General features: G+C 53.4%; 21 protein-coding genes and 2 tRNA genes. 10 read left to right on the top strand and 13 right to left on the bottom strand.

All coding sequences use genetic code 11. From position 1 onward, the window contains the following. Positions 1 to 52: 52 nt before the first annotated feature. The gene (locus O0881_RS23870) at positions 53 to 466 is read right to left on the bottom strand and encodes an SMI1/KNR4 family protein (protein WP_289913337.1); all 414 of its coding nucleotides are present in this window, start codon (positions 464 to 466) and stop codon (positions 53 to 55) included. A gap of 385 nt (positions 467 to 851) precedes the next feature. On the opposite strand from O0881_RS23870, the gene O0881_RS23865 reads away from it, so the two are divergent. Continuing rightward, entirely contained in the window at positions 852 to 2,432 is a 1,581-nt protein-coding gene (locus tag O0881_RS23865; RefSeq protein ID WP_034784508.1) for an isocitrate lyase, read from the top strand. Between the two features lie 478 nt (positions 2,433 to 2,910). Here O0881_RS23865 and O0881_RS23860 read toward each other — a convergent pair whose 3' ends face one another. From O0881_RS23860 to acs, 10 genes are all read right to left on the bottom strand, one after another. Further along, positions 2,911 to 3,768 (bottom strand): hypothetical protein, encoded by an 858-nt coding sequence (locus O0881_RS23860; RefSeq protein ID WP_289913336.1) that lies wholly within the window; start codon positions 3,766 to 3,768, stop codon positions 2,911 to 2,913. Between the two features lie 3 nt (positions 3,769 to 3,771). Then, positions 3,772 to 5,322, bottom strand: coding sequence for an AAA family ATPase (locus O0881_RS23855; protein WP_289913335.1), 1,551 nt, complete (start codon positions 5,320 to 5,322; stop codon positions 3,772 to 3,774). Between the two features lie 29 nt (positions 5,323 to 5,351). After that, positions 5,352 to 7,532 (bottom strand): DEAD/DEAH box helicase, encoded by a 2,181-nt coding sequence (locus O0881_RS23850; protein WP_289913334.1) that lies wholly within the window; start codon positions 7,530 to 7,532, stop codon positions 5,352 to 5,354. Between the two features lie 59 nt (positions 7,533 to 7,591). Continuing rightward, on the bottom strand, positions 7,592 to 8,476 hold the full coding sequence (locus tag O0881_RS23845) for a DUF1837 domain-containing protein (protein WP_289913333.1): 885 nt from the start codon (positions 8,474 to 8,476) through the stop codon (positions 7,592 to 7,594). 753 nt (positions 8,477 to 9,229) lie between these two features. Further along, positions 9,230 to 9,430, bottom strand: coding sequence for an AlpA family transcriptional regulator (locus O0881_RS23840; RefSeq protein ID WP_289913332.1), 201 nt, complete (start codon positions 9,428 to 9,430; stop codon positions 9,230 to 9,232). A 136-nt stretch (positions 9,431 to 9,566) separates the two neighbouring features. Continuing rightward, complete coding sequence (locus O0881_RS23835; RefSeq protein WP_354670226.1) at positions 9,567 to 10,433, bottom strand: phage integrase N-terminal domain-containing protein; 867 nt, start codon at positions 10,431 to 10,433, stop codon at positions 9,567 to 9,569. Between the two features lie 943 nt (positions 10,434 to 11,376). Beyond that, positions 11,377 to 11,556 carry a hypothetical protein gene (locus O0881_RS23830; RefSeq protein WP_156894940.1) on the bottom strand — a complete coding sequence of 60 codons (180 nt, stop codon included), beginning with the start codon at positions 11,554 to 11,556 and terminating at the stop codon, positions 11,377 to 11,379. Continuing rightward, the gene (locus O0881_RS23825; RefSeq protein WP_289913330.1) at positions 11,549 to 12,859 is read right to left on the bottom strand and encodes an integrase arm-type DNA-binding domain-containing protein; all 1,311 of its coding nucleotides are present in this window, start codon (positions 12,857 to 12,859) and stop codon (positions 11,549 to 11,551) included. The genes O0881_RS23830 and O0881_RS23825 overlap by 8 nt, the downstream gene beginning before the upstream one ends. Before the next feature lie 231 nt (positions 12,860 to 13,090). Next, positions 13,091 to 13,181, bottom strand: a tRNA-Ser gene (locus tag O0881_RS23820). Positions 13,182 to 13,365: 184 nt separating this feature from the next. Continuing rightward, positions 13,366 to 15,372 (bottom strand): acetate--CoA ligase, encoded by a 2,007-nt coding sequence (gene acs, locus O0881_RS23815; protein ID WP_289906323.1) that lies wholly within the window; start codon positions 15,370 to 15,372, stop codon positions 13,366 to 13,368. 308 nt (positions 15,373 to 15,680) lie between these two features. Between acs and O0881_RS23810 the strand changes: the two genes are divergently transcribed. The 6 genes from O0881_RS23810 (at position 15,681) to O0881_RS23785 (ending at position 21,163) form a co-directional block, all read left to right on the top strand. Further along, positions 15,681 to 16,295 carry a YqhA family protein gene (locus tag O0881_RS23810; RefSeq protein WP_077400355.1) on the top strand — a complete coding sequence of 205 codons (615 nt, stop codon included), beginning with the start codon at positions 15,681 to 15,683 and terminating at the stop codon, positions 16,293 to 16,295. A 181-nt stretch (positions 16,296 to 16,476) separates the two neighbouring features. Further along, positions 16,477 to 18,018, top strand: coding sequence for a fumarate hydratase (locus O0881_RS23805; RefSeq protein WP_099665278.1), 1,542 nt, complete (start codon positions 16,477 to 16,479; stop codon positions 18,016 to 18,018). 66 nt (positions 18,019 to 18,084) lie between these two features. After that, complete coding sequence (gene murI, locus O0881_RS23800; RefSeq protein ID WP_099665279.1) at positions 18,085 to 18,930, top strand: glutamate racemase; 846 nt, start codon at positions 18,085 to 18,087, stop codon at positions 18,928 to 18,930. Positions 18,931 to 19,072: 142 nt separating this feature from the next. After that, a tRNA-His gene (locus O0881_RS23795) sits at positions 19,073 to 19,148 on the top strand. Positions 19,149 to 19,515: 367 nt separating this feature from the next. Then, positions 19,516 to 20,664, top strand: a complete 1,149-nt coding sequence (locus O0881_RS23790) for an ImmA/IrrE family metallo-endopeptidase (protein ID WP_289913329.1) — start codon at positions 19,516 to 19,518, stop codon at positions 20,662 to 20,664. Beyond that, the gene (locus O0881_RS23785) at positions 20,648 to 21,163 is read left to right on the top strand and encodes a DUF4411 family protein (protein WP_289913328.1); all 516 of its coding nucleotides are present in this window, start codon (positions 20,648 to 20,650) and stop codon (positions 21,161 to 21,163) included. The genes O0881_RS23790 and O0881_RS23785 overlap by 17 nt, the downstream gene beginning before the upstream one ends. Positions 21,164 to 21,248: 85 nt before the next feature. Here O0881_RS23785 and O0881_RS23780 read toward each other — a convergent pair whose 3' ends face one another. Next, on the bottom strand, positions 21,249 to 21,695 hold the full coding sequence (locus tag O0881_RS23780) for a response regulator (RefSeq protein WP_099665282.1): 447 nt from the start codon (positions 21,693 to 21,695) through the stop codon (positions 21,249 to 21,251). 289 nt (positions 21,696 to 21,984) lie between these two features. On the opposite strand from O0881_RS23780, the gene O0881_RS23775 reads away from it, so the two are divergent. From O0881_RS23775 to O0881_RS23765, 3 genes are all read left to right on the top strand, one after another. Continuing rightward, the gene (locus tag O0881_RS23775) at positions 21,985 to 24,090 is read left to right on the top strand and encodes a TonB-dependent siderophore receptor (protein ID WP_289913327.1); all 2,106 of its coding nucleotides are present in this window, start codon (positions 21,985 to 21,987) and stop codon (positions 24,088 to 24,090) included. A 327-nt stretch (positions 24,091 to 24,417) separates the two neighbouring features. After that, positions 24,418 to 25,077: a PEP-CTERM sorting domain-containing protein gene (locus O0881_RS23770; protein WP_099665284.1), complete on the top strand. Its 660-nt coding sequence runs from the start codon at positions 24,418 to 24,420 to the stop codon at positions 25,075 to 25,077. Positions 25,078 to 25,333: 256 nt separating this feature from the next. Continuing rightward, on the top strand, positions 25,334 to 25,783 hold the full coding sequence (locus O0881_RS23765) for a hypothetical protein (protein ID WP_035825219.1): 450 nt from the start codon (positions 25,334 to 25,336) through the stop codon (positions 25,781 to 25,783). A 551-nt stretch (positions 25,784 to 26,334) separates the two neighbouring features. Here O0881_RS23765 and O0881_RS23760 read toward each other — a convergent pair. After that, positions 26,335 to 26,718: a hypothetical protein gene (locus O0881_RS23760; protein ID WP_289913326.1), complete on the bottom strand. Its 384-nt coding sequence runs from the start codon at positions 26,716 to 26,718 to the stop codon at positions 26,335 to 26,337. Between the last annotated feature and the right edge of the window lie 147 nt (positions 26,719 to 26,865).

Here is a 26,865-nt window from a genome sequence, read left to right as displayed (position 1 = left end):
GGGCAGCGCACGGGCTTGCCTCGTGCGCTGCAGCAGTTGCCCCGGCAAGCGATCAGGAAAATAGCAATAGAAAGTCTTCAAAGGAGTTTGAAATCTTCCGCCAGTAATCATCGTCCCACAAGATGACGGATGGTGCGCCCCGGACGCCCCTGAAATCGAGACAGAATGGACTGCCGTCACCGGCCATGCCGAAACAAATGATTTCTGTAAAATCAACGATGTCCGGCATGGCTCCCGGGCCAGCACTGCCGCTTCCAGGCTCCCCATAGCAGCCATCGCCAACGAAGTACGCCCCCAGCTGCGCTGTCCGGGCAGTCAATTCGGCGGCATCCATATAGATGTGCGCCAATTCCGTCTGCAGGATGCGACCGAAAGAATCGAGCTCCTCCTTCAGCCGCAAATTGCAGAATCCTGCCGCATCCCGATACCTTGCCGCAAAAGCAATATACTCGACGGGTAAATCCATACCGTTAATCTGCATCGCTGACGTTACCTTTCACAAGCGGAGCATGATATTAAAACAAATGTACCGCTACGCCACCTTCGGGTGGCTCCTTTCGCCCCGATTTGTCGCGCTGCACCAAAATCTGAAAAGGCGTTTCACATCGCGGGATTTCAAACGACAGACTCATCCATTAATGCTCTCACTTTTTGAAAATTCATTTCACATCCTGAAAAATTATAATTAAGTCGTTGAAAAACAACGATTAAATTTAAGTTATATGTCTTATATAAGACTTGAAGATCGGCGCGAATCGGCCTACTATTTAGTCATGCAGTTTGCTTCGACAAGACGTTGTGGCGCACTCGGCGATTTTCTCAAACATAGCTTTTCTTTTTAGGAGATTCACATGTCCCAATATCAAGACGACATCAAGGCTGTTGCTGGTTTGAAAGACCAACAAGGTAGCGCCTGGAACGCCATCAATCCCGAGTCCGCCGCCCGCATGCGTGCCCAGAACAAGTTCAAGACCGGCCTGGACATCGCCAAGTACACGGCGAAGATCATGCGCAACGACATGGCCGCCTACGATGCGGACCCATCCAAGTACACCCAGTCGCTCGGTTGCTGGCATGGTTTCATCGGTCAACAGAAGATGATCTCGATCAAGAAGCACTTCAACAGCACCGACCGCCGCTACCTCTACCTGTCCGGCTGGATGGTCGCCGCCCTGCGCTCCGAGTTCGGCCCGCTGCCGGACCAGTCGATGCATGAAAAAACCGCCGTCTCGGCCCTGATCAAGGAACTGTACACCTTCCTGCGCCAGGCCGATGCCCGCGAACTGGGCGGCCTGTTCCGCCAGCTGGACGCGGCCCAGGGCGATGCCAAGCAAGCCATCCAGGCGAAGATCGACGGCCACGTGACCCACGTCGTGCCCATCATCGCCGACATCGACGCCGGTTTCGGCAATGCCGAAGCGACCTATTTGCTGGCGAAACAGTTCATCGAAGCGGGCGCCTGCTGCATCCAGATCGAAAATCAGGTATCCGACGAGAAACAATGCGGCCACCAGGACGGTAAAGTCACGGTACCGCACGAAGACTTCCTGGCCAAGATCCGCGCCATCCGTTACGCCTTCCTGGAACTGGGCGTGGACGACGGCATCATCGTCGCCCGCACGGACTCGCTGGGCGCCGGCCTGACCAAGCAGATCGCCGTCACCAATGAACCAGGCGACCTGGGCGACCAATACAACTCCTTCCTCGACTGCGAAGAAGTGTCGGCCGACGCGCTGGGCAATGGCGACGTCATCATCAAGCGCGAAGGCAAGCTGCTGCGTCCGAAACGCCTGCCGAGCAACCTGTTCCAGTTCCGCGCCGGTTCCGGCGAAGAGCGTTGCGTGCTCGACTGCATCACCTCCTTGCAAAACGGCGCCGACCTGCTGTGGATCGAAACGGAAAAACCGCATATCGCGCAAATCGGTGGCATGGTCAGCGAAATCCGCAAGGTCATCCCGAACGCCAAGCTGGTGTACAACAACAGCCCATCGTTCAACTGGACCCTGAACTTCCGCCAGCAAATCTTCGACGGCATGAAAGCGGCAGGCAAGGACGTGTCCGCCTACGACCGTGCCCAGCTGATGAGCGTGGAATACGACCAGACGGAACTGGCGATCGCCGCCGACGAGAAGATCCGCACCTTCCAGGCCGACTCGGCCCGCGAAGCCGGCATCTTCCACCACCTGATCACCCTGCCGACCTACCACACGGCAGCCTTGTCGACGGACAACCTGGCCAAGGAATACTTCGGCGACCAGGGCATGCTGGGCTACGTGGCCGGCGTGCAGCGCAAGGAAATCCGCCAGGGCATCGCCTGCGTGAAACATCAAAACATGTCCGGCTCGGACATCGGCGACGATCACAAGGATTACTTCAGCGGCGAAGCGGCGCTGAAGGCGGCAGGTAAAGACAATACGATGAACCAGTTCTGAGGTTTTGGTTTGGTTGTAGAGTGAAAAAAACCCGCTTTGGCGGGTTTTTTTGCGTCTGAACGAGAGGGGGATTCACATTACTTAAGGAGTTACTCCCAAATGAGAGAATTTTTGCGCTCTAAGAATACTGTATGCCCCCATTCATGCCCCAAGATAGGAAAGCCGATATTGAGCTTGATCCATTTAAGATAATTCAAAAAACAGGGGCCGATCAGATCGAATTTTAGGGAGCAAGCGTATCCCTACGCAATTCGCAATCACTGTCGGTGGACCTCGCACCAGCGAACACGTCGGTAAGATCCCGCAATGTCACAAAGACACACAACAATTAACTCACGAAGGAAACTCAAAGAGAGCTATAACCGCGTTTTTAGCTAGAAAACAAAATTCCACCTTCGCTGCCTTCGATGGGAATGAGTGCCGGTGAACAACGTAAAAAGGCAGCACTTAGAACCGGTTAAGCAAGCGCTCCGATTTTTTAAAGATATCCTTTTTCACAGAACCAATCGTTCGCCGCTAGCGCTTGGAAAAATGCTGCACGCCACGAATTCTTGTGCAAGGCCAATTCTGTCGTTGCACACGCCGTTAAAAATTCACGAACCGCACCGGGTCCGCTATGGCTAACATAGTCGGCCAACATTCCCGTTAGACTCGACAACTCATTCGCTGCCATGATTGAAAATCTTGCCGCAAGCTTAAAGGCATCGAAATGTGCTTTAGCTCTTTCCTTATTTTCACGAAGCCACGTATCTGGAGCTGAAACAAAAAATCTAATCGTTGCAGGTGAGGAAATTAAAACCTCAGCAAATATCCATTGTTCAGTAACAAAGGGGGAAATATCAAAATAAGGATGTAGAGACTGAGATTCTTTATCCTCACCAAATTCCGCGAGTTTCCCCGTATTGCAATCACGGCAAGCAGGGACCAAATTTAAAGGTAATACTGAGAATAATGGGAACTTCGCCTTGGGCATATAATGATCAAGGGTCGCCGCCATACCCACCCCACACAATGGACATATCCCCCTAGGTGCCGCCGCAAGTATAGAATCATAATAACTCCGGGCTCCGATCTTTTTTACCAAGTTGTAAGTATAAAGATTTTTGACTTCGCCTTTTGTTACATTACCAACCAGAATTTCTTCATCTTTTTGGTGGTTTACAAGAAAAGTATATAACTGTGCAATCTCAGCAGATTTTCGATAACTAACGGAAGCGTCTATAAAATTTTGTCTTACTTCGAGCATACGATTGCGCAAATCTTCATTACCAATACTGCCTATACAAGCATCTAATACTTCAGCAGGCATACCCACCGGAATTTTCATCTCACGCATAGCTCAATATCCACGCGTAGCAATTAGAGAACGAAGCACAGCCTTGCCTTCTAGCCCTATCTGGCCGTCGTAGTCATTTAAAATTTCATCAAACGACTTCCCCTCATTTACGTCTCGATTCAGCAGATCATGAAATCCAGACTTTTGCACTTCCAGTTGAAATACCTCACGAGTTAATACCCCAACGTTCTCGCCAAACGTTTCGCTTTCAGGTCGATCCGCGTTTGCGTTCAGTTTGGTACGTCTAAGCTTCCAAACACAACGCCGAGGTACCTCTTGCAGTACTACAGGCGAATGAGTGGCAATAATGCAAACGGCGTTACGATTGGTGAGTAGATCAGAAAGTGCTCTTGTGAATGCTGAGAGCAAGGGCGGGTGTAAATGACTTTCCGGTTCGTCCATCAATACCAATGTTTTTTCATCAACTTTTTCAACCAGTTTAGTCATCGTCAGTAGTACTACGGCATGACCGGAACTCATTTTCTTAAATAGTTTAAATTTAAGTTCGTTCAACCTAACGGTCCCATCTTCTTCTGCAAAACGGGTCAAATCCATTTCCGCAAAATTCTCGTCGGACTCAAGAAATCGAATTGCCCTAATCCAACGATGCTTTTTTTGGGGTTGGCTAAAACAGCTTGACAAACTCGAAGCAAATTCTACGCTAAATTTTTCTATATCTTTGTGTTCGCTTTTCAAGACATTATTTTCACGAACAACTTTTTTTAGGCCTACATAAAAATATTTTAGATCATTGCTGTGATCTTCCGAGTCAAGTGGCGGTGTGAATGGATCAAAGGCGCTGAATGACACCGAAACCAACGATGAAAAATATTTATCTTCGATTAGGCTAAAAGGAATCTGCGACACATTCCAAAAATTCCCGGCCCCACGCTCTAACTTATGACCCTTAACAATCGCAGATATCATTCCATTTAATAAAGTAGTTTTGCCAATTCCGTTTCTACCAATCAACACATGAATATTTGTTGATGGTTTAGAATCAGGCGAGACATCAAACCTTAGTTCCAACCCCGCTGTCTCAGCATCGGCTTGCACTTTATAAATAAAGTTATAAGGAGTCTGCGGCGCACCCCCACCAAGTGTTCGTCGAAATTGCTCAGATATAGAAGTAAAGCTGACGCCACGGGTTAGCGATGTCTGAAACGCTTTATCATCTTTTATGCGGTTCAAAAAATCCGGATCAGCAACGACATCATGTAAAGAACCGGTAATATTTCTACATATCTCAGGTGGCAATTTAGAAAGCTTCTCATAATACTCTACGTCCAGTCCAAGTGAGTAAAAATTGGGTGGCAAACTTTCAAATTCTTTCGGAAATGAATGAGCTGTCCAACCACTAGACTGGTTCTCAAAAGCAATTTTTATCTCTCCCAAGTAGTGCTCAGAAGCATTGAAATCACACCACGTAACCGCAAATTGTGTTTTGAATCCGAAATCATCCCAGTTGTTTGGGTTTAGGAAAACTATATTTTTACCACCTGGAACTCGCCCCCTGTAAACACCATAATCCAGTGGAATAAATTTTAGTTTCATAATATTAGAATAACTCAGCTTGAAAAATTTTAAATATATCGATTAAAAATCCGAACTTCTATTGGATCAAGCAAACTAGCAATATTTCTCATTCTTAGCTTTTTAACACGCTGAACATCATCTAAGGTTTCGCAATTAGAAAAAATGTTCGATATTTTGCGAATGGACTCCGATGGAATACCACAATCCTTCAGTATTATTTCATGATTTTTTGTCGTACCGTATTCCAGTTGTGCAATCATCAACTCCAGAGAGATTGGGCTTGCATCATTTATCTTGGCTGCATAATTGTAAATATTTTGGAATGCCATAATGTATCGAGGCCATATAAATTCAAAATATCTAGACGTTAAATCAAAAATATATCGTATTCTAGAGTCAATTTTTGGCCTAAACTTTATAATCGTCGCACTAGAAAGTAATTCCGTAAATGACGGTTTATAAAAAAGATAATAACTTGTCAACTGCAATAAAATTGACTTTCCAACCTCATCTTTAAAATTCCGTCCACGATCGCTCTCGGTGAACAAATGGTCGTATATACAGGAAAGTATGAGCTTGGCCACTTCAGCATTCGGCATGCCACCCATAAAACTAAATTGTTCCCAAGACTTACTAGTGATCAAGTACTTTAACAACGATGCTTGACCACCAACGCTAACATATTTATTCTCTTTGAACATCTCAAACGGAAGGCCAACGCTTTCCATTGTTGATTTTAGTTGATTCTTTTTATGATGCCCGGCTTCTGACAAGAGTTCATCGTCGAATTGGATAATAGCTTCGATTGACGGATTCTCGCTATCCAGAGATTCAATTTCCACTACTCGATCGTCATTATTTTCAATATACGCCTCCAGATGAAAGACACGACCAACAAAGTGGCGCATAAACCGCCCCGCACGCCCCTCAATATTACGCCGGTCCAGAACACCGATCGGGTCTCCAGTACCAATCTTTTCATCATATAAGACCACATTCTTTGCCGAGGTGTTAATTCCCTCTGTCAATGATGTTGTGCAAAATAAGAAATCGATGCCTCCGCCCGATGAGTTATTGAATTCGTCGACAATCAGGTCCTGGATATGTCGAGGCATCGCGCCATGATGAAATGCTACCCCCTTTTTTATGCATGAAACCAGCTTCCATTCAGGCGAAACAGTTTTTTCAAGATATCTTATCAGATTTGAATCCCATCTAACTTCAGATCTTGCGGAGGAAAACTTTCCTGCAGACTCTTCAACATACCGTTTTTGATAACGATATATCAAAAATTTTCCATCAATATAATCATTCGAAGTTAGTCTGGTCAAATTCACAAACTTATCTCCGACAATTTTTATGAAGCGGCCTTCAATTTTGTGCGAACCTTTTAATCCAACATTATCAAGAAAATAGAAGTCCTTCTGAACGATCTCAACCTCGAATTTGAGCATCTTTGCGTTGAACAGCGCACGAAAACGTTGACTAAAATCGGTAATATATGGGCCAATTAAATAAAAATCGGAACCTCGTTGCGCCAAACGTAGCAATACATCAGAAAACACTCTAAACCTATCGTCATTAAGCTTAAAGTCAGTTTTATAAATTTCATCCATCACAAAAAAATCAAAATGAAATTCAGGATTCTCACTGAGGAATGCACTCATTCGTTCTGGAGTCAAAACAAGAATATAATTCCTATCAGGCTCAATCTTAATTTTTGAGGTCTTTGATACCACGTACCCGCTAATGGAATCCTTTATATCACGGTATTGCTCAGACAAAAGCGATACCGTAGGTAGTATAAGCGCTATATTGCGATAGTTGTTGTGACGGATGATCTCACGAATTATTCGTGTCTTCCCGAATGAAGTTGGCGCACTTACAATTAAACGCCTACATTCTTGAAAATTATCAAAAACCTCTTTCTGTGGTTTCGTCAAAGTAGTTTCTGTAGTACGGCTAGTGTAAAAGGCTTTTAATATATGATCCTGCATTGAAAACTCAGGATTGTAATTTTCATCTCTCGTATGCAGCAAATTATCGTAAAGAAATATTCTTGATTTTGAAACATTATCGTGTAGCAATTGCTGAATCATTACATCGCTAAATCTTCGATCTGCCACGTGACATATTACGGCCAAACATAAACTGAAATCAGAGGGATCGATTGAGTCTAATAACTCATATGTGCTGAGTAACAGACATTCCAAATCATCGATTTTCATTTCAACATTAGATCGAAGCACATTTAATTGGTACTGAACAGTTTCTCTCAAGACACCCCCTAAAATTTCATCGCAGTTTCAATTGTATCTAACATTTCTTTAAGCTCGGAAACCGACCTCAATGGTAGTAAATAAAATGAAATAGTTATATTATTTTTAGCTGGCCAAGTGCGCTCATAGACAGAAAGAAATTTTCCCTTCAACTCAGCAATCAGACTTTCTTGAAAAACAGCTGAGCCGATATCGGCATTTTCTGTTCCACAAAAATCCCCAATGCATTTACTATCGTATGTCAACAGAACAGGGACCTGGATTGAAACTTTATCTAACGACTTTGACCCGTTTGTATGCGACTTTAGAAGCAAATACTCATCAGGTAGTATATTTTTATTTATTTCTATCTCACCACTCAAAAGTCGCAATTCAGACTTAATTTTTTCCGCATCCATCAAATGATCGTTGAGTGATTTAAATGACTGAGCAATTGCACCTGAAAAAGTTTGATGAAATTTTGCCTCTCCGAGCCAGAGAGTGATCGTTCTATCCGCATTTATTGAAAAATGTGCGCAATCAAAACCCTTAATCTGCTCACGAGTCGATGAACGAAGTCTTGCTTTTGTGACGAATTTCGGAGTGTCATAAAATATGTTCAAAATAATGTAAAGCAACAATTCACCGTAGTCGCCTTTTTTTGTCGGCTGAGCATCAGAGATTCTAGTGAAGCTGCTTTTATTCCAATCTGACTTATCTAATGATGCAATTTCTTCCTGGGTTAAAGCGAAATATGGAACAGTGTCACGGATAAGACCGGCTAACGCTTGTTGCCGATAATTCTTTTCTTCAAAGTCTAACGTGAACGTCGCATCCTTCCCAGACTCACATCCAAGTGACGCGTCTATCTTAAAAATTTGATTTACAGCGCGTAATCGTAATGCGTCATCCATATCCGGCCCGTTCATTTCTACGTAATTTCAGGTAAATCTGCGGCTGCTGCTCGATTGGAACAGGTAGGTAACCTTTCGTTCATGATAATCCAATAATTGCTTGATGACAATTCGAAGATTGCCGCTAAAGAAATATTTTCGAACAGAGCGATAATTTTGGATTCGATTTGGCTAAATGTCTCGTGCGATGGCACTGCAAGTTCAAATTCAGAGCGCCGTTGATAGGAAAAGCCATCAGAGCAAAAGGTTTAAGTGCCCAGTCCCGCTCGAAAGGGAGCAGGAGAGCAAGGGTCAGATCTGCCATTCGGACATGGACTCACGCAAAGGTGCAGTAGATGCATGCTCATTCGAAAGTCTCATTTGGAGCGATACGTTGAGCACAAAGTGAGAATAAGCAGGTGTGAAGTTAGCGAAACAAAGATTAGCTAACTTCACCTATCCTGCCCCACTCTGTGCAGCGACTGAATCACTAAAATCATCGGACGCAACTTCGACCGAGTCGTTTTTTCAGGTACGAGAGCAGGTTTAGCAGGACCGCCAAGGTCTGGTCCGCCATTCGGACACAGACTGATGCATTTGATGCCATAAAAGCATGCTCTATCGATGCCTAATTGGAACCACGAACGCGCGCCACAGGCGCGCAGGACTGCCGCGCAGCGGCAGCAGTTGGACGATTCGGAGAAGGCCGGTAGGCCCGCCCCAGGACATCTTACGAGGTAGAGCGCTGCTAATCCAGCCACTATTAACTCCCACTCAAGCAACTCCCCGCCTAGCGTCAATACAGCGCTGCTGCCATTGAGCGATTTCCTCTGCGTCCCAGGCAACGGACTTGGGGCCAATAGGAATTGGCGCTGGCAACACGCCTGCCTTCACCTTGCGCCAAATTGTGGCGCGGGACCAGCCGGTGGCTTCGATTACCGCAGGCAAGCGGAGGAATTTTTTAGTCGTGGTCATAAGATTCTCCTTCGATTGATGAACAGCAAACAATGAAGAGTCATGCCGACTCTCCGCGATCATTCCGGCAGCGCCAGCGCTGCCCCTTCTGCATCTCTTCTATTCCATGCGCTGCGGCCCTGATACAAGTGGGCGGTCATCTACCCAGATAAATGGACGTAACCTGCTCACGCCCATGCCCCATCTCCACCGAAATCTTCAGCCGTGCAGCTTGATCTGCGAGCTTTTGTGAAACATCCAGTTGTCTGGACGTCGCGCCGCCACACGCTGGGCTAGGTCGGCCAGTCAACTCGGCATAGCGCCGCTGTGCGTACTCATGACGTAGCCCGTGCACGCCATGGATGCCAGCCTTGTCGCACTGCGCCCGAAAGCGGTTCAACTGGTCCCGATAGCGCAACTGCGCCGGAATCAAGCTGCCTTTTCCCGCCAGCGCCTTGGCCGCTTCCAGCACGGCGCGCTGCTGCATGGTGGCAATCGGCACCTCCCGGTACTTACCGCCCTTGGTCCAGCTATCCTGCAGACGCAGGATGTTCCCGCCATCGGCCCATCCCGGCTTGATCTTGATGCTTTCCTCGCGCCGCAAACCAAACGCCGCCTGCAACTGCAAGGATATGCGCGTATACGGATCATTCACGCGGGCCAGCGTGTCGGCGTCGAGCACCTTCGCCTTCGAGACATTGGTGACAAACACCCGCTCCGCGATGCCGTATTCGCCGTTGGTGCGCGCAACGATATTTTCCTTGCCGATCTTCTCGGCCCACCAGCGCAAGGCGCTCATGCGATTCTTGATCGTTCCAGTACTGACGCCATCCTGCTTCCACTTGTCGAGCAGCGCCGCCACATGCTTCGGCTTCAGGCTGTCCACGCTCATATGCTGGAAGCCCCGTTCCGCCAGGTCGTTGGCGCACAGGTTTAGTAAGCGTTCGCGGTCGGCCTGCGTCGCAAAGCTGCCATCCCGGTTGCGGTGACACAGTTGCTTGAGCTGGTAGTTCAAGTCGCGCATGGCAAAGTCATCCCTTCGATCTTTGGTTTTCACATCGATGCCGCGTGGTGTAATCCTGTCTGGTAAGTGTTTCTGGCCACCCTCACTGCCTCGGCAGAAAAGGTTGAATCAAGGGCCTCGGGACACCACTCCCGTGTATGCGGTTGCTGTTACTGCCTGCCCGCGCCGCATGCGCGTGTGGCACCGCTGCGCGCTCCCGGAGGAAGCTACCGCAGCGGGGACCAATCACCCAGGGTCCATGGAGTGCACATCGTGCACGGATCAACTTCTATTAATCAGCCCGTAGCGGGCAAAGGACATCGCAGGGCTTGCCTGCGATGCGGGGCGCCTGGCCCTGTCACTGAACAACATCACGCGGTGGAATTCCGCTTGCCGCCTGGGCGTATGCCGTCGGCGGCGCGTCGTCACTGGCAGCACGCCGCCAGTAACGACGCGCGCACGCAGCCATGGCATGTGACGGCATACATGCCAGCATCGCACTCGCGGTGACGATACTGGCGACTCTGAAGCACATGCGCTGGCGGCGGCCGCGATGGCATCGCATCGCTGGCATTTCTGCTGACGGTGCGGCTTGCGGCAAAGCCATGCTGTGCTTCATACGGTGCGCTACCTCGCGGGGCATGCGAACCAATCAGGGCAGGAGTCTTGCTCCTGTTTGAAGAAGCGCCCATCGGGCGCAATCATCCAGGCAATCCGACTTGCGGATTGTGGGATATGAAGACGCTGAAGGCAGCGCTTTATCGTGCCGAGATGTGCATGCTTCTGCATGGCCCGGCGATTTATCTAGCAGAAACTGCTAAGTATCATGGTGGCGGGTGACGACCGCAACGCCTATGCCGCTAAGCATAGGATCATGCTCGAAGCATGCCCTCGTGGGAGCGATTCCCACATAAGAGAGCTTCATTCTATGCCTGATATCGACGTTTGCAAGTGGTTCGTTTCGTCAAGTGCGCTTTTCGTAGTACGCAGCATCGGAACCGGCGCGGACTGGGCTGCTGCCACTGGCATTGACCGGCAGCGTTGCAGCCCGGACAAAGGCTCCGATAGCCAGTTTATGTAATTTTTCCTTGGAAGCGGTCTGCTTGATAAGCGCATCCGTGAGGCGCAATACATACTTAGACATGGTGCCCTCCTGTTCCGCCATCCCGGCTGAATTCGCCACTGACCAGCGTTAATCTTGGCGTCTGCGGTGGCGCTCCCTTGCCGCTGACGGCATCGATGTAATCGGCCCAATCCTGCATCATCCGGCGCCGTTCCGCCAGGAACTGCGCCCGGTCATAAGCACTGGCCACCTTGTCCTTCGGCGCATGTGCCAGCTGCCGGTCCACGACTTCATGCCGGTAGCCCAGGCGCTCCTTGATAGTGCTCATGGCCAGCGCCCGGAAGCCGTGGCCGGTCATCTTGCCCTTGTATCCCATGCGTCCAAGCGCCACCAGTATCGTGTTATTGCTGATCGGCTTTTCGTGGTCGCGCTGATTCGGGAACAGGTACTTGCTGCGGCCCGTGATCGCGTGCAGTTCGCGCAGCAGCTCCAGCGCCTGGCGCGACAGGCATACGTGATGGTTGGTCATATCCGGATTGACGGTCAGCTTGCCGCGCTTCATGCGCTGCCATGGAATGATCCACTCGCCGCGCTCCAGGTCAATTTCACTCCAGGGCGTTTCGATCAACTCGCTGGTACGCACAAAGCACAGCAGCATCAGCCGCAGCGCAATGCGGGTCGGCGCGAACATGCGTGCTTCGTTGCGGTCCAGAATAGCCAGAAACTGCGGTAGTTCGTCGGCGTTGATTGCGGCGAAGTGTCCGGCGCGGACGGTCTTCAACACATCCTTCATATCGGTGACCAGATTGCGCTCTGTGAATCCGCATTGAATCGCGTAGCTGAAAATTGACGCACATACCGCTCTCAGGCGATGAGCGACTTCGCTTGCGCCACGCTCCTCGATCTTGCGCAGCGCGGCAATCAGATCGCGGTGCTTTATCTCATCGATCGGCATGCGGCCGATGGCTGGGAAGATGTCCGCTTGCAGGCGCTGGATGGTGCTCTTGGCGGTGCGTTCGCTCCACGTCGGCACTTTGTTGCCGTGCCACTCGCGCGCGATTTTTTCGAACGTGTTGGACGCCTTATCCTTTGCCAAGCGTTTGGCGTCGTCACGATGCTTGGCGGGGTCGATACCTTGCAGCAGCAGGCGGCGTGTCGCCAGGCGCTTTTCCCGTGCGTCCTGCAAGGTGATTTCCGGGTAAGGGCCGAACGTCAGCGTATTCTCTTTGCCGTTGGCCTGCCGGAACTTGAAACGCCAGATGCGGGAACCGGTAGGAGCGACGACGAGGTACATACCGTCACCATCGAACATTTTGTACGGCCGCTCGCGTGGCTTGGCGTTGCGGATGAGTAAGTCTGTCAGCGGAGCAATGATCTTTGGCATGGCAAACCTCCTGCGCGGCATGCTGTAAAGATCAATATAGTCGTTTTTTTGAATTTTTGGGGCAAGCGGCAATGGCTGAGTACGAGAAGCCCCCAAACTTGCGCCTACTTGAGGTTGATGTCCTGGGACGCTGTGCAACGTCCAGAAACGAAAAAACCGCTTAGAATCAAGGCTCTAAGCGGTTTTTGAGGGACTTCCTGAGACGTCCTGATCTTACTTAATTACTATCCGTGGCGGAGAGAGGGGGATTCGAACCCCCGATAGGCTATGAACCTATACACGCTTTCCAGGCGTGCGACTTCAACCACTCATCCACCTCTCCTGCAGGCAATGCATCTACTTGCTCGCATTGCGTACTATTTCTCGCTTGTCGCGAAGCCGCAGATTATAGCAAAGATTCTACGGACTGCCAAAGTTATTTACCGTGGGGTAAAAGTTAAAGCACACAGCGACAAGCAGCAGCCCAATACAGGCCATGGTCGGCCCCCGCAGGGACCGGCCTTTCATTACGACGCTTCCTTCAACTGCTCCAGGATGGCCGGGTTTTCCAGGGTCGAGACGTCTTGCGTGATCGTCTCGCCCTTGGCCAGCACGCGCAGCAGGCGGCGCATGATTTTGCCGGAGCGGGTTTTCGGCAGGTTGTCGCCGAAACGGATTTCCTTTGGCTTGGCGATCGGGCCGATTTCCTTGCCGACCCAGTTGCGCAGCTCCAGGGCCAGCTTCTTCGCTTCCTCGCCTGTCGGACGCGCCTGCTTGAGCACGACGAAGGCGCAGATCGATTCGCCTGTCGTGTCGTCCGGACGGCCCACCACGGCCGCCTCGGCCACCAGCGGGTTGGCCACCAGGGCCGATTCGATTTCCATCGTGCCCATGCGGTGGCCGGACACGTTCAGCACGTCATCGATGCGGCCCGTGATGGTGAAGTAGCCCGTGTCCTTGTTGCGGATGGCGCCGTCGCCTGCCAGGTACATCTTGCCGCCCAGTTCTTCCGGGAAATAGCTGGACTTGAAACGCTCGGGGTTGTTCCAGATCGTGCGGATCATCGATGGCCATGGACGCTTCACCACCAGGATGCCGCCCTGGCCGTTCGGCACGTCCTGGCCCGCTTCGTCGACGATGGCGGCCATGATGCCCGGCAATGGCAGGGTGCAGGAACCGGGGACCATCGGCGTCGCGCCCGGCAACGGGGTGATCATGTGGCCACCCGTTTCCGTTTGCCAGAAGGTATCGACGATCGGGCATTTCTCGCCGCCGATGTGCTTGTAGTACCACATCCACGCTTCCGGATTGATCGGCTCGCCGACCGTGCCCAGCAAACGCAGGCTGGTCAGGTCGTAGTTGCCTGGATGGACTTTCGGGTCCACGTCGGCCGCCTTGATCAGCGAACGGATGGCCGTTGGCGCCGTGTAGAAGATGCTGACGTTGTGTTTTTTGATGGTTTCCCAGAAACGGCCCGCGTTCGGGTAGGTAGGAATGCCTTCGAACACCACTTGCGTGGCGCCCACGGCCATCGGGCCATACGCGATGTAGCTGTGGCCCGTCACCCAGCCGATGTCGGCCGTGCACCAGAACACGTCGTCGGGCTTGATGTCGAAACTCCACTTCATCGTCAGCGCGGCCCACAGCAGGTAGCCGCCGCTCGAATGCTGCACGCCCTTCGGCGTGCCCGTCGAGCCGGAGGTGTACAAGATGAACAGTGGATGCTCGGCATCGACCCATTCCGGTTCGCATTGCGCGCTCTGGCCTGCGACCAGGTCGTGCAGCCACGTGTCACGGCCTGCCACCATCGGCAAATCGCTGCCCGTGCGCTTGTAGACGATGACGTTTTTCACGGTATCGCAGCCGCCCAGCGCCAGCGCTTCGTCGACGATGGATTTCAATGGCAGCTTCTTGCCGCCGCGCAATTGCTCGTCGCCCGTGATGACGGCCACGGCGCCCGCGTCGATGATGCGCTCCTGCAAGGATTTCGCGGAAAAGCCGCCGAACACGACCGAGTGGGTGGCGCCGATGCGCGCGCAGGCTTGCATGGCGGCAACGCCTTCGACGGACATCGACATATAGATGATGACGCGGTCACCCTTGGCGATACCCTTGGATTTCAGGCCGTTGGCGAACTTGCAGACTTTTTCGTGCAGTTCTTTATAGGTAGCCTTGGTAACGGTGCCGTCGTCCGCTTCGAAGATGATGGCCGTCTTGTCGCCCAGGCCATTTTCGATATTGCGGTCCAGGCAGTTGTACGACACGTTCAGCTGGCCGTCTTCGAACCATTTGTAGAACGGGGCATTGTCTTCGTTCAGGGTGCGGGTGAACGGCTTTTTCCAGCTCAGGTTTTCGCGCGCCAGCTTGGCCCAGAAGCCTTCGTAGTCGGTTTCTGCCTCTTTCACCATGGCCTGGTACGCGGCCATGCCGGAAATGGTGGCTTGTGCGGCAAAGGCAGCCGATGGTTCAAATACGCGCGACTCTTCTGGTCCTTGCTGCTGCGTGCCCTGTCCTTGGTTTTCTGTAGCGGCCATGCTTGTCTCCAGTGTAGTAATTGTTTGCTAACACGATAAGCGCCCTGTCTTACGGACGCCTTACATTGCGCATTTTCTGCAGCGTTTTCCTCTGTCAAGGCTAACCATAAGCGCCTTCGGCGATGGGCGTCAAGAGGACGCCGTACAGTATTTTCACTGGGAAAATGCCTGGCGCGCCGAAGCTTCAATACCACTTTGTGTTTCATCAAACCCAATAATACAGAGCAAGGCCATGCGCAGTAATCGACAGCAAGTGTAAAATGTCGGGCATGCCAAAAATTGGTATTTACTCCCCCAGGAACCCCTACATGATCGACCACCTACCACCGTCTGCCAAACATACCAAGCTGCATCCATTGTCCGCCTTCATCTTCATGTCGCGCTGGCTGCAGTTGCCGCTGTACCTGGGCCTGATCCTCGCACAATGCGTGTATGTCTTCCATTTCTGGGTGGAATTATCCGACCTGATCGGCGCCGTGTTCGGCAATGATGCAGCCCTGCAGCACGTACTGACGGCCGTCGCCGTGCCCGGCAGCGCCCTGCCGACCAAGCTGAACGAAGCGACCATCATGCTGGTGGTATTAGGCCTGATCGACGTGGTCATGATTTCGAACCTGTTGATCATGGTCATTATTGGCGGCTACGAAACCTTCGTTTCGCGCATGCACCTCGATGACCACCCAGACCAGCCGGAATGGTTGTCGCATGTAAATGCTTCCGTGCTGAAGACGAAATTGGCGATGGCCATCATCGGCATCTCGTCCATCCACCTGCTGAAGACTTTCATCAATGCCAACTCCTACAAGATGGAAGTGATCATCGCGCAGACGGTGATCCATATGGTCTTCATCATTTCCGCCATGGCGATCGCGTACACCGACCGCATCATGACGGTGACACAGAACCAGGCACGACCGCATTAAGGAGCATCCATAAAAAAGTCCAGGGCGTTGTTGCCTTGCCTCGCCGTACATTCGTACTGCCTTCGGCAAGGCGCCTAGCCCTGAACATTTTTCTGGCGCTCCCGTACTAATTAGCAAGCAGCACCAGGCATCAAGTAACTAGCATCAAAGTCTTACCCTTCTTATCTACCGCGAGAACACCATGACTGTCATAAAGCAAGAAGACCTGATCGAATCCGTCGCCGCAGCGTTGCAGTACATTAGCTACTACCACCCTGCTGATTACATCGAACACCTGGCGCGCGCCTACGCGGCCGAGCAAAGCCCGGCGGCAAAAGATGCGATCGCGCAAATCCTGACCAATTCGCGCATGTGCGCGGAAGGCAAGCGTCCGATTTGCCAGGACACGGGTATCGTCAACGTCTTCCTGAAAATCGGCATGGGTGTGCGCTTCGAAGGTTTCAGCGGCACGGTTACCGACGCCGTCAACGAAGGCGTGCGCCGCGCGTACAACTTCGACGACAACAAGCTGCGCGCCTCCATCGTGGCCGACCCGCATTTCGACCGCAAGAACACCAAGGACAACACGCCAGCCGTCGTGCACATGGAATTGGTTGAAGGCAATACCGTCGACGTGAAAGTGGCTGCCAAGGGCGGCGGTTCGGAAAACAAGTCGAAAATGATCATGATGAACCCGTCCGACTCGCTGGTGGACTGGGTCATGAAGACCGTGCCGACCATGGGCGCCGGCTGGTGCCCGCCTGGCATGCTGGGCATCGGCATCGGCGGCACGGCCGAAAAAGCCATGCTGATGGCAAAAGAAGTGTTGATGGAAGACATCGACATGTTTGAGCTGAAACAACGCGGCCCGCAAAATAAACTGGAAGAATTGCGTATCGAGCTGTGCGACAAGATCAACTCGCTGGGCATCGGCGCGCAAGGCCTGGGCGGCCTGACAACCGTGCTCGACGTCAAGATCATGATGCACCCGACGCATGCCGCGTCGAAGCCCGTCGCCATGATCCCGAACTGCGCCGCCACGCGCCACGGCCACTTCGTGCTGGACGGCTCGGGCCCTGCCTACATGGAACCGCCATCGCTGTCGTCGTGGCCGGAAGTGCACTGGACGCCGGACACGGAAAAATCCAAGCGCGTCGACCTGAACACCCTGACGAAGGAAGAAGTCGCTTCGTGGACGCCGGGCCAGACCTTGCTGTTGAACGGCAAGATGCTGACGGGCCGCGACGCCGCGCACAAGCGCATCCAGGACATGCTGGCCAAGGGCGAAGAGCTGCCGGTCGACTTCAAGAACCGCGTAATTTACTACGTCGGCCCGGTCGATCCGGTACGCGACGAAGTGGTCGGCCCGGCCGGCCCGACGACCGCCACGCGTATGGACAAGTTCACCGACATGATGCTGGAACAGACGGGCTTGATCGCCATGATCGGCAAGGCCGAACGCGGTCCGGTCGCCATCGAATCGATCCAGAAACACCAGTCGGCCTACCTGATGGCCGTGGGCGGTTCCGCCTACCTGGTGTCGAAAGCCATCAAGGGCGCGAAAGTGCTGGGCTTTGCCGACATGGGCATGGAAGCCATCTACGAATTCGACGTCGTCGACATGCCGGTGACGGTGGCCGTGGACTCGAAAGGCACCTCCGTGCACAACACGGGCCCGAAAGAGTGGCAGGCAAAGATCGAGCAACTCAATAGCGTCAGCAAGATTCCCGTGACGGTCGCTTAAACAAGCACTACCATTAACGCCGCGCGGCAACACAGCGCGGCGTTTTTTTATCTTCTTCGGCTTTATATGACTTCTATTGCAAGCAATGCCCGCCCGGACGCCCCCATCGGCATTTTTGACTCCGGCGTGGGCGGCCTGTCGGTACTGCGCCATATCCGCGCGCAGCTGCCGCAGGAAGACCTGATTTACTTTGCCGACTCCGGCTATGCCCCGTATGGCGACAAGACGGAACAGCAAGTGATCGACCGTTCGCTGGCGATCACCGCCTTTTTATTGCAGCAAGGCGCGAAGGCGCTGGTCGTGGCCTGCAACACGGCCACCATCGCCGCCATCAAGGCGCTGCGCGCGCGCTACCCCGACCTGCCCATCGTCGGCGTCGAACCGGGCTTGAAACCGGCGGCAGGCATCAGCCGCAACGGCAAGATCGCCGTGCTGGCCACGGAACGCGCCTTGCGCGGCGACAAACTGCTGGCCTTGCGCGAGCAGGTGAGCGCCGCCACGGGCGCCACGTTCATCTTGCAGCCCTGCATCGGCCTGGCCGACCGCATCGAGCAATGCGAGCTGGGCACCGATCCGCTGGACGCCACCAGCGCCATGCTGGAACGCTACATCGCCCCCATGCTGGAACAAGGCGTCGACACGCTGGTGCTGGGCTGCACGCACTACCTGTTCGTGCAGGACGCCATCGAACGCACGGTGCGCGCCCACACGCAGGAACAGATCACCCTGGTCGACACGGGCGACGCCGTGGCGCGCCAGCTGGCCCGCCTGCTCGATGCGGCAAGCTTGCGCCGCATCAACAACGACGCGCCACGACTGCAAGGCTACACGACGGCCAAGGTCGAGTCCCTGGCGAAAGCCTTCGCCGGTTTGCTCGACTTGCACCCGCCCGTCGAACACCTGTCCGTGTGAGCTGGGTGAGCAAAAGCGACCGTTTTCATGCAATCTTTCGATTCTTTAAAAAAGACTGCATTTAGATTTGCCACTTTGCCGAGTTCTTTGTATAATTCGGCACCTGTTCAGCAAAACAGCTAAACAGGTAAGTAAGACAGTGGTGGCTGTAGCTCAGTTGGTAGAGTCCAGGATTGTGATTCCTGTTGTCGTGGGTTCGAGCCCCATCAGCCACCCCACAAAATTCAGTAAGATCAGTGCTCGTAAGAAGCAAACTGATTTCACAAGGTGAAATTTCGAGAATTCTAGAAATTTCCCAATGAGCGAAAAACCAAGCCAGCTATTTGCTGGCTTTTTCGTTTGTGCATTTGCAACGTATTTTCGTACGTTAGACGCTTTCCACAGATTCTGCTGTATTGCGCTAGGGCTAACGCAGTATGATCATTTGACAGATTCGATTTCCCCGTCCCTAGCAGCCCAGTGACAATTGAATAGAATTTACAACAACTCTGAGGCTATGATGCCTGAGTTGCAACTCATTGACCAACTGCAATATTGATGGCTCCAGTTCATTAGTTGCTCTGTCTAATAGCCCAAACGATACTGATGGAAACACTTGAACTTTCGCCCGCAGTACTAGACTGGGCAGCAGCCCAAGTCGGTGAGCACCTTGGGGACCTTGCGCAAAAAATTTCCAAACGATCTGCAGACAAGATAAAAGAAGGAACTCTTACTTATCCGCAGGTGCTAAAGTACGCAAAGCTCGCTAGAGTGCCACTAGGATATTTATTTCTAGATGAACCTCCGGAAGTACGAAAAACACCACTAGCTGATTTCCGTACAGTTCCAGATGCACATCCTCTAAGCAAAGATTTTTTTGATGTCTATGATGATATTGATTTTAAACAGTCTTGGTTTAAGGAGCGACTAGTAGGACTAGGAGCCGAGCCACTAGCGTTTGTTGGAAAGTATCGAGCTAAACGCCCTACTGTGGAAACGTTGGCTACTGAGATACGGACAACAATCAATTTCAAGACCACAGACCTCCATACCGTCCCAAATCCTGATCAGCATTTCGGATTGCTATCTGAAAAATGCGAGCGTGCAGGAATCTTAATTTTCAAAAATGGTGTAGTAGGAAATAGCAATAAACGAAGTTTATCTGTCAGTGAATTTCGAGGGTTTGTCATAGCAGATGAATATTGCCCAGTCATTTTTATAAATGGCGCTGATGCGCCCGCAGCTTGGGTATTCACCCTCGCACACGAACTAGCTCATATTTGGCTTGGAGACTCTAGTATTTCTGACGTAAATGCGGGAAACGAGCATGAAGTCGAAAAATATTGTAACGCTGTTGCAGGAGAAATTCTTGTTCCCACTGAAGAATTTTTACGCATCTGGTCTAGCGAGCAAGGATTATCTTCCGATACACAACTCGATAATATTCGCAAGCACTTCAAGGTAAGTAAAACAGTTGCGGCAAGAAAAGCTTTTGATTTATCTTTTATTTCTCGCCACAACTACTTTCAAGTCTATGAAAGTGCGCGACAAGCAGCAAAGGCAAAAGCTCAAGATATAGCAGGCGGTGATTTTTACCGAACGTTAGCAGTGCGAAATAGCAAATTTTTCTCTATGGAAGTAGCAAATTTAGCTGTAGGCGGAGAGATTACATTAGCTCAAGCAGGTCGTTTATTAAATGCAAATCCCAACAAAGTAGTAAAACTATTTGAGAAGCGGAATGCGATATCTATTTGACTCTGATGTTTTAATCAATTCGGCGCGGCTACACTACCACCCCAATTACTGCCAAGCATTTTGGGACTGGGTAACTGCTGGCTACAGAGCCGGAATTTTCTTCAGCATAGATAAAGTCAAAGATGAGCTTTTAGATGGGGATGAGGACCCATTGCATGCGTGGGCCAACGCTCCAGCACTTACCGGATTTTTTCAACCTAGCAATCAAGCATTACCTCTGTGGGGAACCCTCACCAAGTTCGCAACAGACCCCGCTCGCGCTTACAAAGAATCGGCTAAATCAAAATTTCTGAATGCAGAAAAGGCAGATGCTTGGCTTATTGCACATGCAGCGCATCAAAAAGATTTTACAATTATCACGAACGAAACGTCCGCACCCGACTCGAAAAGGGAAATTAAACTTCCTGACGCTTCTGCATGGTTATCCGTTCCCACCACTCGCATCCACTCTGTTCTACATAATTTTGCCGAAGCCAACTTCAAATTTCAGGTGAAGTAGCTCCTTACCTATCTTATAGAAATATATGTAAATCTCTCTTATCGACGACCTACTGATATATAACAGAGACAGACGAAAGAGTTAATCAACCCGCCAGCACCGACTGCACCGTCGTCGCCAGGTCTTCCAGGCGCACGGGTTTGACGAGAAAGTGGCGGAAGCCCACTGCCAGCGCGTCGTCCATGTACATGGGCAGGCTGTGGCCGGTGACGGCGATCAGCACGGCGTTGGCCGTTTCGGGGTTGTGGTGCAGGCGGCGGCCGATTTCGATGCCGCTGATGCCGGGCATTTCGATGTCGAGGTAGACGGCGTCGGGCACGCACAGCTTGACTTGCTCGACGGCCATCTGCCAGTTGCGCACCACCACCGCGTGGTGGCCCAGCGCTTCGAGCAGCATGGCCAGCGATTCGCCCACTTCCTGGTTGTCGTCGACCACCAGCAGATTCAATTTGCGCGCAGCACTTGCCGGCTGGTCGCCCTGGCGGCGCTCCACGGGGGGATTGCCTGGTGTCGTTTCAGTTGTCTGGCTCATTGTACGTTCACGTCTGACGGCTGCAAAAACGGGAGTATACAAGAAGCGCGCACAATGCCGCCGCACCCGAGCACTGGTGCCAAGCGGCAATCAAGGCCGCCCGCTGTACCGCGCCAGCAACACTTCCCCACCCTGCGGGCGGGCATACCGCCACTACGCAATATTCGCAATTGACGGATAAAATGAGAATCATTATCATTCTTATCCCCTTGCGCAGGATGCCCACGCCACGATGTTGTCGCGCCGCCAAAAATGCCCGCGCAACCATTGTCCCTACGGAGATCCATGCATGGCCGCCACACTTTCCCCACTGCCTTTTTCGCTGCGCCCGTGCGCGCTGGCCATCGCCCTCGCTTGCCTGGGCATTTCCCTTGCCGCGCAGGCACAGGACGCCAATACTGCCGATAACGCCGGCCCCATCCTGGAATCCATCCAGGTCAGCAGCAACCTGCTGGGCACCAGCATGGCTGCCAGCACGAAGAATTTCGCGGGCGCCCGCACGGTAGTGCAAAAGGATGACATCGAAAACTCGGGCGCAACCAGCCTCAGCGACGTGATGCGCCGCATTCCCGGCGTGCAGATCAGCGACAACTCGGGCAGCGCCGGCAGCGCCATTTCCCTGAATATCGGCGTACGCGGCCTGGCCGGACGCTATTCGCCGCGCAGCACGGTCTTGCTCGATGGCATTCCGATGTCGGTCGCGCCGTATGGCCAGCCGCAACTGTCGTTCGCGCCCGTCAGCCTGGCCAATGTCGAGACGGTCGACGTGGTGCGCGGCGGCGGCGCCGTGCGCTTCGGCCCGCAAAACGTGGGCGGCATCATCAACTTCAAGACGCGCCGCGTGCCCACCACGCCAGGCATCACGGGCGACGCCACCGTGCGCTACAACTCGTACAGCGAAGTGGGCCACAACACGCAGGCCAGCGTGTTTGCCGGCACCCAGCTCGACAGCGGCCTGGGCCTGGCGGTGCTGTATTCCGGCATCCGCGGCAGCGACTGGCGCGTGGGCAGCGATGAAAAGGTCAACGACTTCGCCCTCAAATTCCGCTACGACCTGAGCCCGACGGCCGAGGTGTACGGCAAGCTGTCCTACTATGACGTGACGTCGCGCACGCCGGGCGGCCTGACGGCCGCGCAATACAAGCAGGACCCGTTCCAGAACACGCGCCCGACCGACTTCTGGAGCGGCGAGCGCAAGGCCTTCGACATCGGCTACCTGAATGCCATTTCCGGCACGCAAGAATTCGAGGTGCGCGCCTATTACAACAAGAGCTCGCGCGAAAGCACGCTGATCAGCGGAAACAATCTGGGGCATCAGCCGCGCAACTATGAAACGACGGCCATCGAACCGCGCTACACGCAGCGCTTCACGACCGGCAAGGTGTCGCAGGACGTCACCGTCGGCTACCGTTATCTGGTCGAACGGGCCGATGAAAGCATCTACAACGTCGTCATCGCCAGCGGCGTGCAGCAGGCGCCGACGCGCTTCGCCGACAACTCCACCGATGCGCAAGCCGTGTATATCGACGACAAGATCGCCATCGACGCCTGGCGCATCACGCCGGGCGTGCGCTACGAGCACATCAAGACGGTGCGCTTCAACCACTTGCCGACCGACCAAAAGATCGAGTTGCTCAACAACAAGGCCCTGCCGTCGCTGAACGTGGCCTACTTGCTCAATAACAACGTCACCCTGTTCGGCAACTGCAACAGCTCGTTTGGCGCCGTGCAAAATACGCAGCTCAATGCGCAATCGAGCAAGAACCCGCTGCAGCCGGAACTGGCGAAAACCGCCGAGCTGGGCGCGCGCTGGAAGAGCGGCCAGCTGTCGGCCGAGGCGACCTTGTTCAACATCAAGTTCGACAACCAGATCCAGTCCGTCGGCAGCGGCGAGAACGTCGTCTTCTACAACGTGGGCGCCACGCATCACCGGGGCCTGGAATCGGCCGTCGACTACCACTTCGACCAATCCGGCCCGCTGGCCGGATTGAACGCCTACGCCACCTACACCTACACCAAGGCCACCTTGCAGGATGGCGTGAACGCGGGCAATGACGTGCCCTTCTACTCGCGCACCACGGACACCGTCGGCGCCCACTACCAGCTGGGCGCGTGGGGCTTCGACCTGTCGAGCAGCCACCAGAGCCGCCAATTCGCCGACGAGGCCAACACCGTGGCGGAAAACCCGGCCGGCAGCGTGGGCGTCATTCCCGGCTTCCGTACGTGGAACACGCAAGTGAAATGGAAAGTACCGGGCCAGAACGGCCTGGAACTGGTCGCCGGCGTCAACAACCTCGCCGACAAGCGCTATTTCACGCGCACCTCGGACGGCAACCTGGGCAAGCTGGTGGGCGCGCCGCGCATGGTCTACCTGCAAGGACGGCTGGCGTTCTAGTCCCGCGCACGTCGCGGCTATGGCATCAATAGCCGGGCGCGCACGCGGGCGGCACGCAAAAAACCTGCATCGTTGTTATTTCGATGCAGGTTTTTTTACGTCCCGATGTCACAAAAATACTCCGGGGCAAGCAGCCTCAGGGCCGCGCTCACCCTGCGGCAGCACTGCAATTGGTTCACCATGGAAATTAATGCAATTTTGAACATGAATGATTTCACAATTACAAATATTTTTATCGTGCAGCAGTTTTTTTCGTGAGTTTTAGTGATATTCTTTAAATGTCATTTAGGAAATGAAATTAACTTTTAAATAATAGAACGGACCCACATGAAAATGCCTGCTACCCTCTTCAAGATTGCCGCGCTGGCCTCCCTGATCACTGCCGGCGGCGCCAACGCCGCGACCGAACTGGTCGTCAACGGCAGCTTCGAAAGCAACGCCATCACCACCCCATTCGCACAATTGAGCGCCGTGACGGGCTGGACCTCATCCGTCAGCGGCAATACGGCCTTTGAAATCCAGAAGGGCGCCACGCAAGGCGGCCAGAGCGGCTTCAACCCCGTCGCTGCCGCCGGCACGCAATACCTGGAACTCAACGCCGAGCGCCTGACGTCCGTGTCGCAATCGCTCGCTACCACGGCCGGCGGCACGTATGCGCTGTCGTTTGCCTACTCGGGCCGCCCGAATACGCCAGGCGGCGCAAGCAGCCTGATGAACGTCTACTGGGGTTCGACCCTGCTGACGCCAACGGCCCTGGTCGGCAACACCACCGGCGTGTGGCAAACCTACAGCCAGAACGTCACCGCGCTCGGTTCGTCCACCTTGCTGCGTTTCGAATCGATCGGCCCGGCCTCCGCGCCAACCTATGGTTCCTACCTGGACAACGTCTCGGTGACGACGGCCGTGCCGGAACCGGAAAGCTACGCCATGATGCTGCTGGGCCTGGGCTTGCTGGGTTTCATGGCACGCCGCAAGACTGCCGCCTGAGTCTGAAGTCGTCGTGCAACAGCCGCTCCGCCACCAGGCCGGGCGGCTTTTTTTATGGCCCAAACGGAAGCATAATTCCCAGGAAATGTTGCCAAAAAGAATTAAATTGACGCTACAATAGCGGGGTATCAAGCAATGCCAAGCATCGCTCCGCCAGGGCCACTACCCCGCCCTGATCATCAGCACGCATTTTTTGAACAGGATGACTGGCGCTGCCGGGCCCGATTGCGCTCCCGGCACGGCCACCACACGTACCATGTCTGCAGAAAAAACCATTACCGAAACGAGTTCCTACGGCAAGGAAACGCCCGTGGGACGTCCCGACATCGATGGCCGCGCCGGCATTTTCGTGCCCACGGCGGAATTTGACATCGACAACACCACCACCATCCGCAAGGGCGCGGGCATTGTCGGCTTCGGCAACCTCGATGGCACCCTGACCGTGTATTTCGAAGCGAACCGCTTCGACGAAAGCAATCTGCACAAATGGGAACACAAGGCGCGCAAGGCGTATGACCGCATGGTCATGGGCGCGCCCACGGTGTCGAAGGCGAAAATCGATGCACGCATGCTGGAACAGGTCGGCATCATCGATGGCATGGGCATCAATCTCAAGCATCCGGAACGCCTGACGCACTGGCTGGCGATCTCGAACGTGCCGGACACGGCGCCGGAAGAGCCTGTAGTGCGCTGGAAAAACCGCTAAGTAATCCTCAGGAAATTATTGTGAAGTTATGACGAACAGAACCGGATGCTATGCAAGGCGCCCGCTGCGACGCAGTGCGAGCACTGCTAGCAGTGGGCAACACCGCAGAGCGCCGGTTATGGAAGTCAGAAATCGGAATAATTGATTGGGGGTTACTCAGGCGGTCGGAGAGCGAGACGGGGCGCCAGGGACGAGGTGTTGTCCTACATCGTGGCGGACGTTCATCCGATGCCCAAAGGCATCGAGTCATCCTATGATGAAAGCCTGACCACACCTCACACTACTCAGGAGTACGACATGTCCCGCCTCATCCCGATCAGCTTTGGCGCCTTGCAAATAGGTCTGGCAGCGGCGGCGATGTACATCCTGTGCTCGGCGGACGTGCTGCACCAGAGTTCCGTGTATTTCCACTGAGTTCATATTACGTCACAACTCTCACCAAATTGTAGCGAGCGGCAGTGAGTCGTGGGGGAGAAGCGCAGCTGTACTTTAGTACAGCGAGCATCGCAGCCCGCGAATCGCGACGCGCAGTAAATTTGGTGGGATGTTGACTAGCGGCGGCCGTAGTAACGTCCGTGCCCGCCCCAGCCGCCGCGGTGTCCACCGTAGCGCCCAAAGCCAAACATGAAGTCCAACCCGATCGATACGGGCGGATTGTAATAATACGGTTGCGGCGCGTACACGGGCGCCGGCACATACACGGGCTGCTGCACGTACACCGGTTGCTGCTGCACATACACGGGTTCATTCGTGTATTCCACGCGCGGTGCGCTCACCACGCGCGATGACTGCACCGGCTCGGACGAGACCGTATGCCATTCATAGGGATTGTAAGCCCCCTGTGGCGCGCGCGAACCGTAATACGCGGGACCGGGCGGCGCCACGACGCAGCCCCCCAGGGCGGCCAGCGAAATTACTGCCAACAGGGTTTTCATTGCAATTCTCCTCGGGTACCAATACTGGTGTACTACCTTAATTAAGTACTATAAGAAATTACGCCGCGCTTTGCTGTGCTTTTACCGATTGTTACACCCCGACGCACGCCGCAACATGAAGTGTCGCAAAGCCGCCACAAACGGCGC

This window comes from Janthinobacterium sp. SUN100, from assembly GCF_030397705.1.
Taxonomy (GTDB): domain Bacteria; phylum Pseudomonadota; class Gammaproteobacteria; order Burkholderiales; family Burkholderiaceae_D; genus Janthinobacterium; species Janthinobacterium kumbetense.
This window is presented reverse-complemented; position numbering and strand designations above follow the sequence as displayed.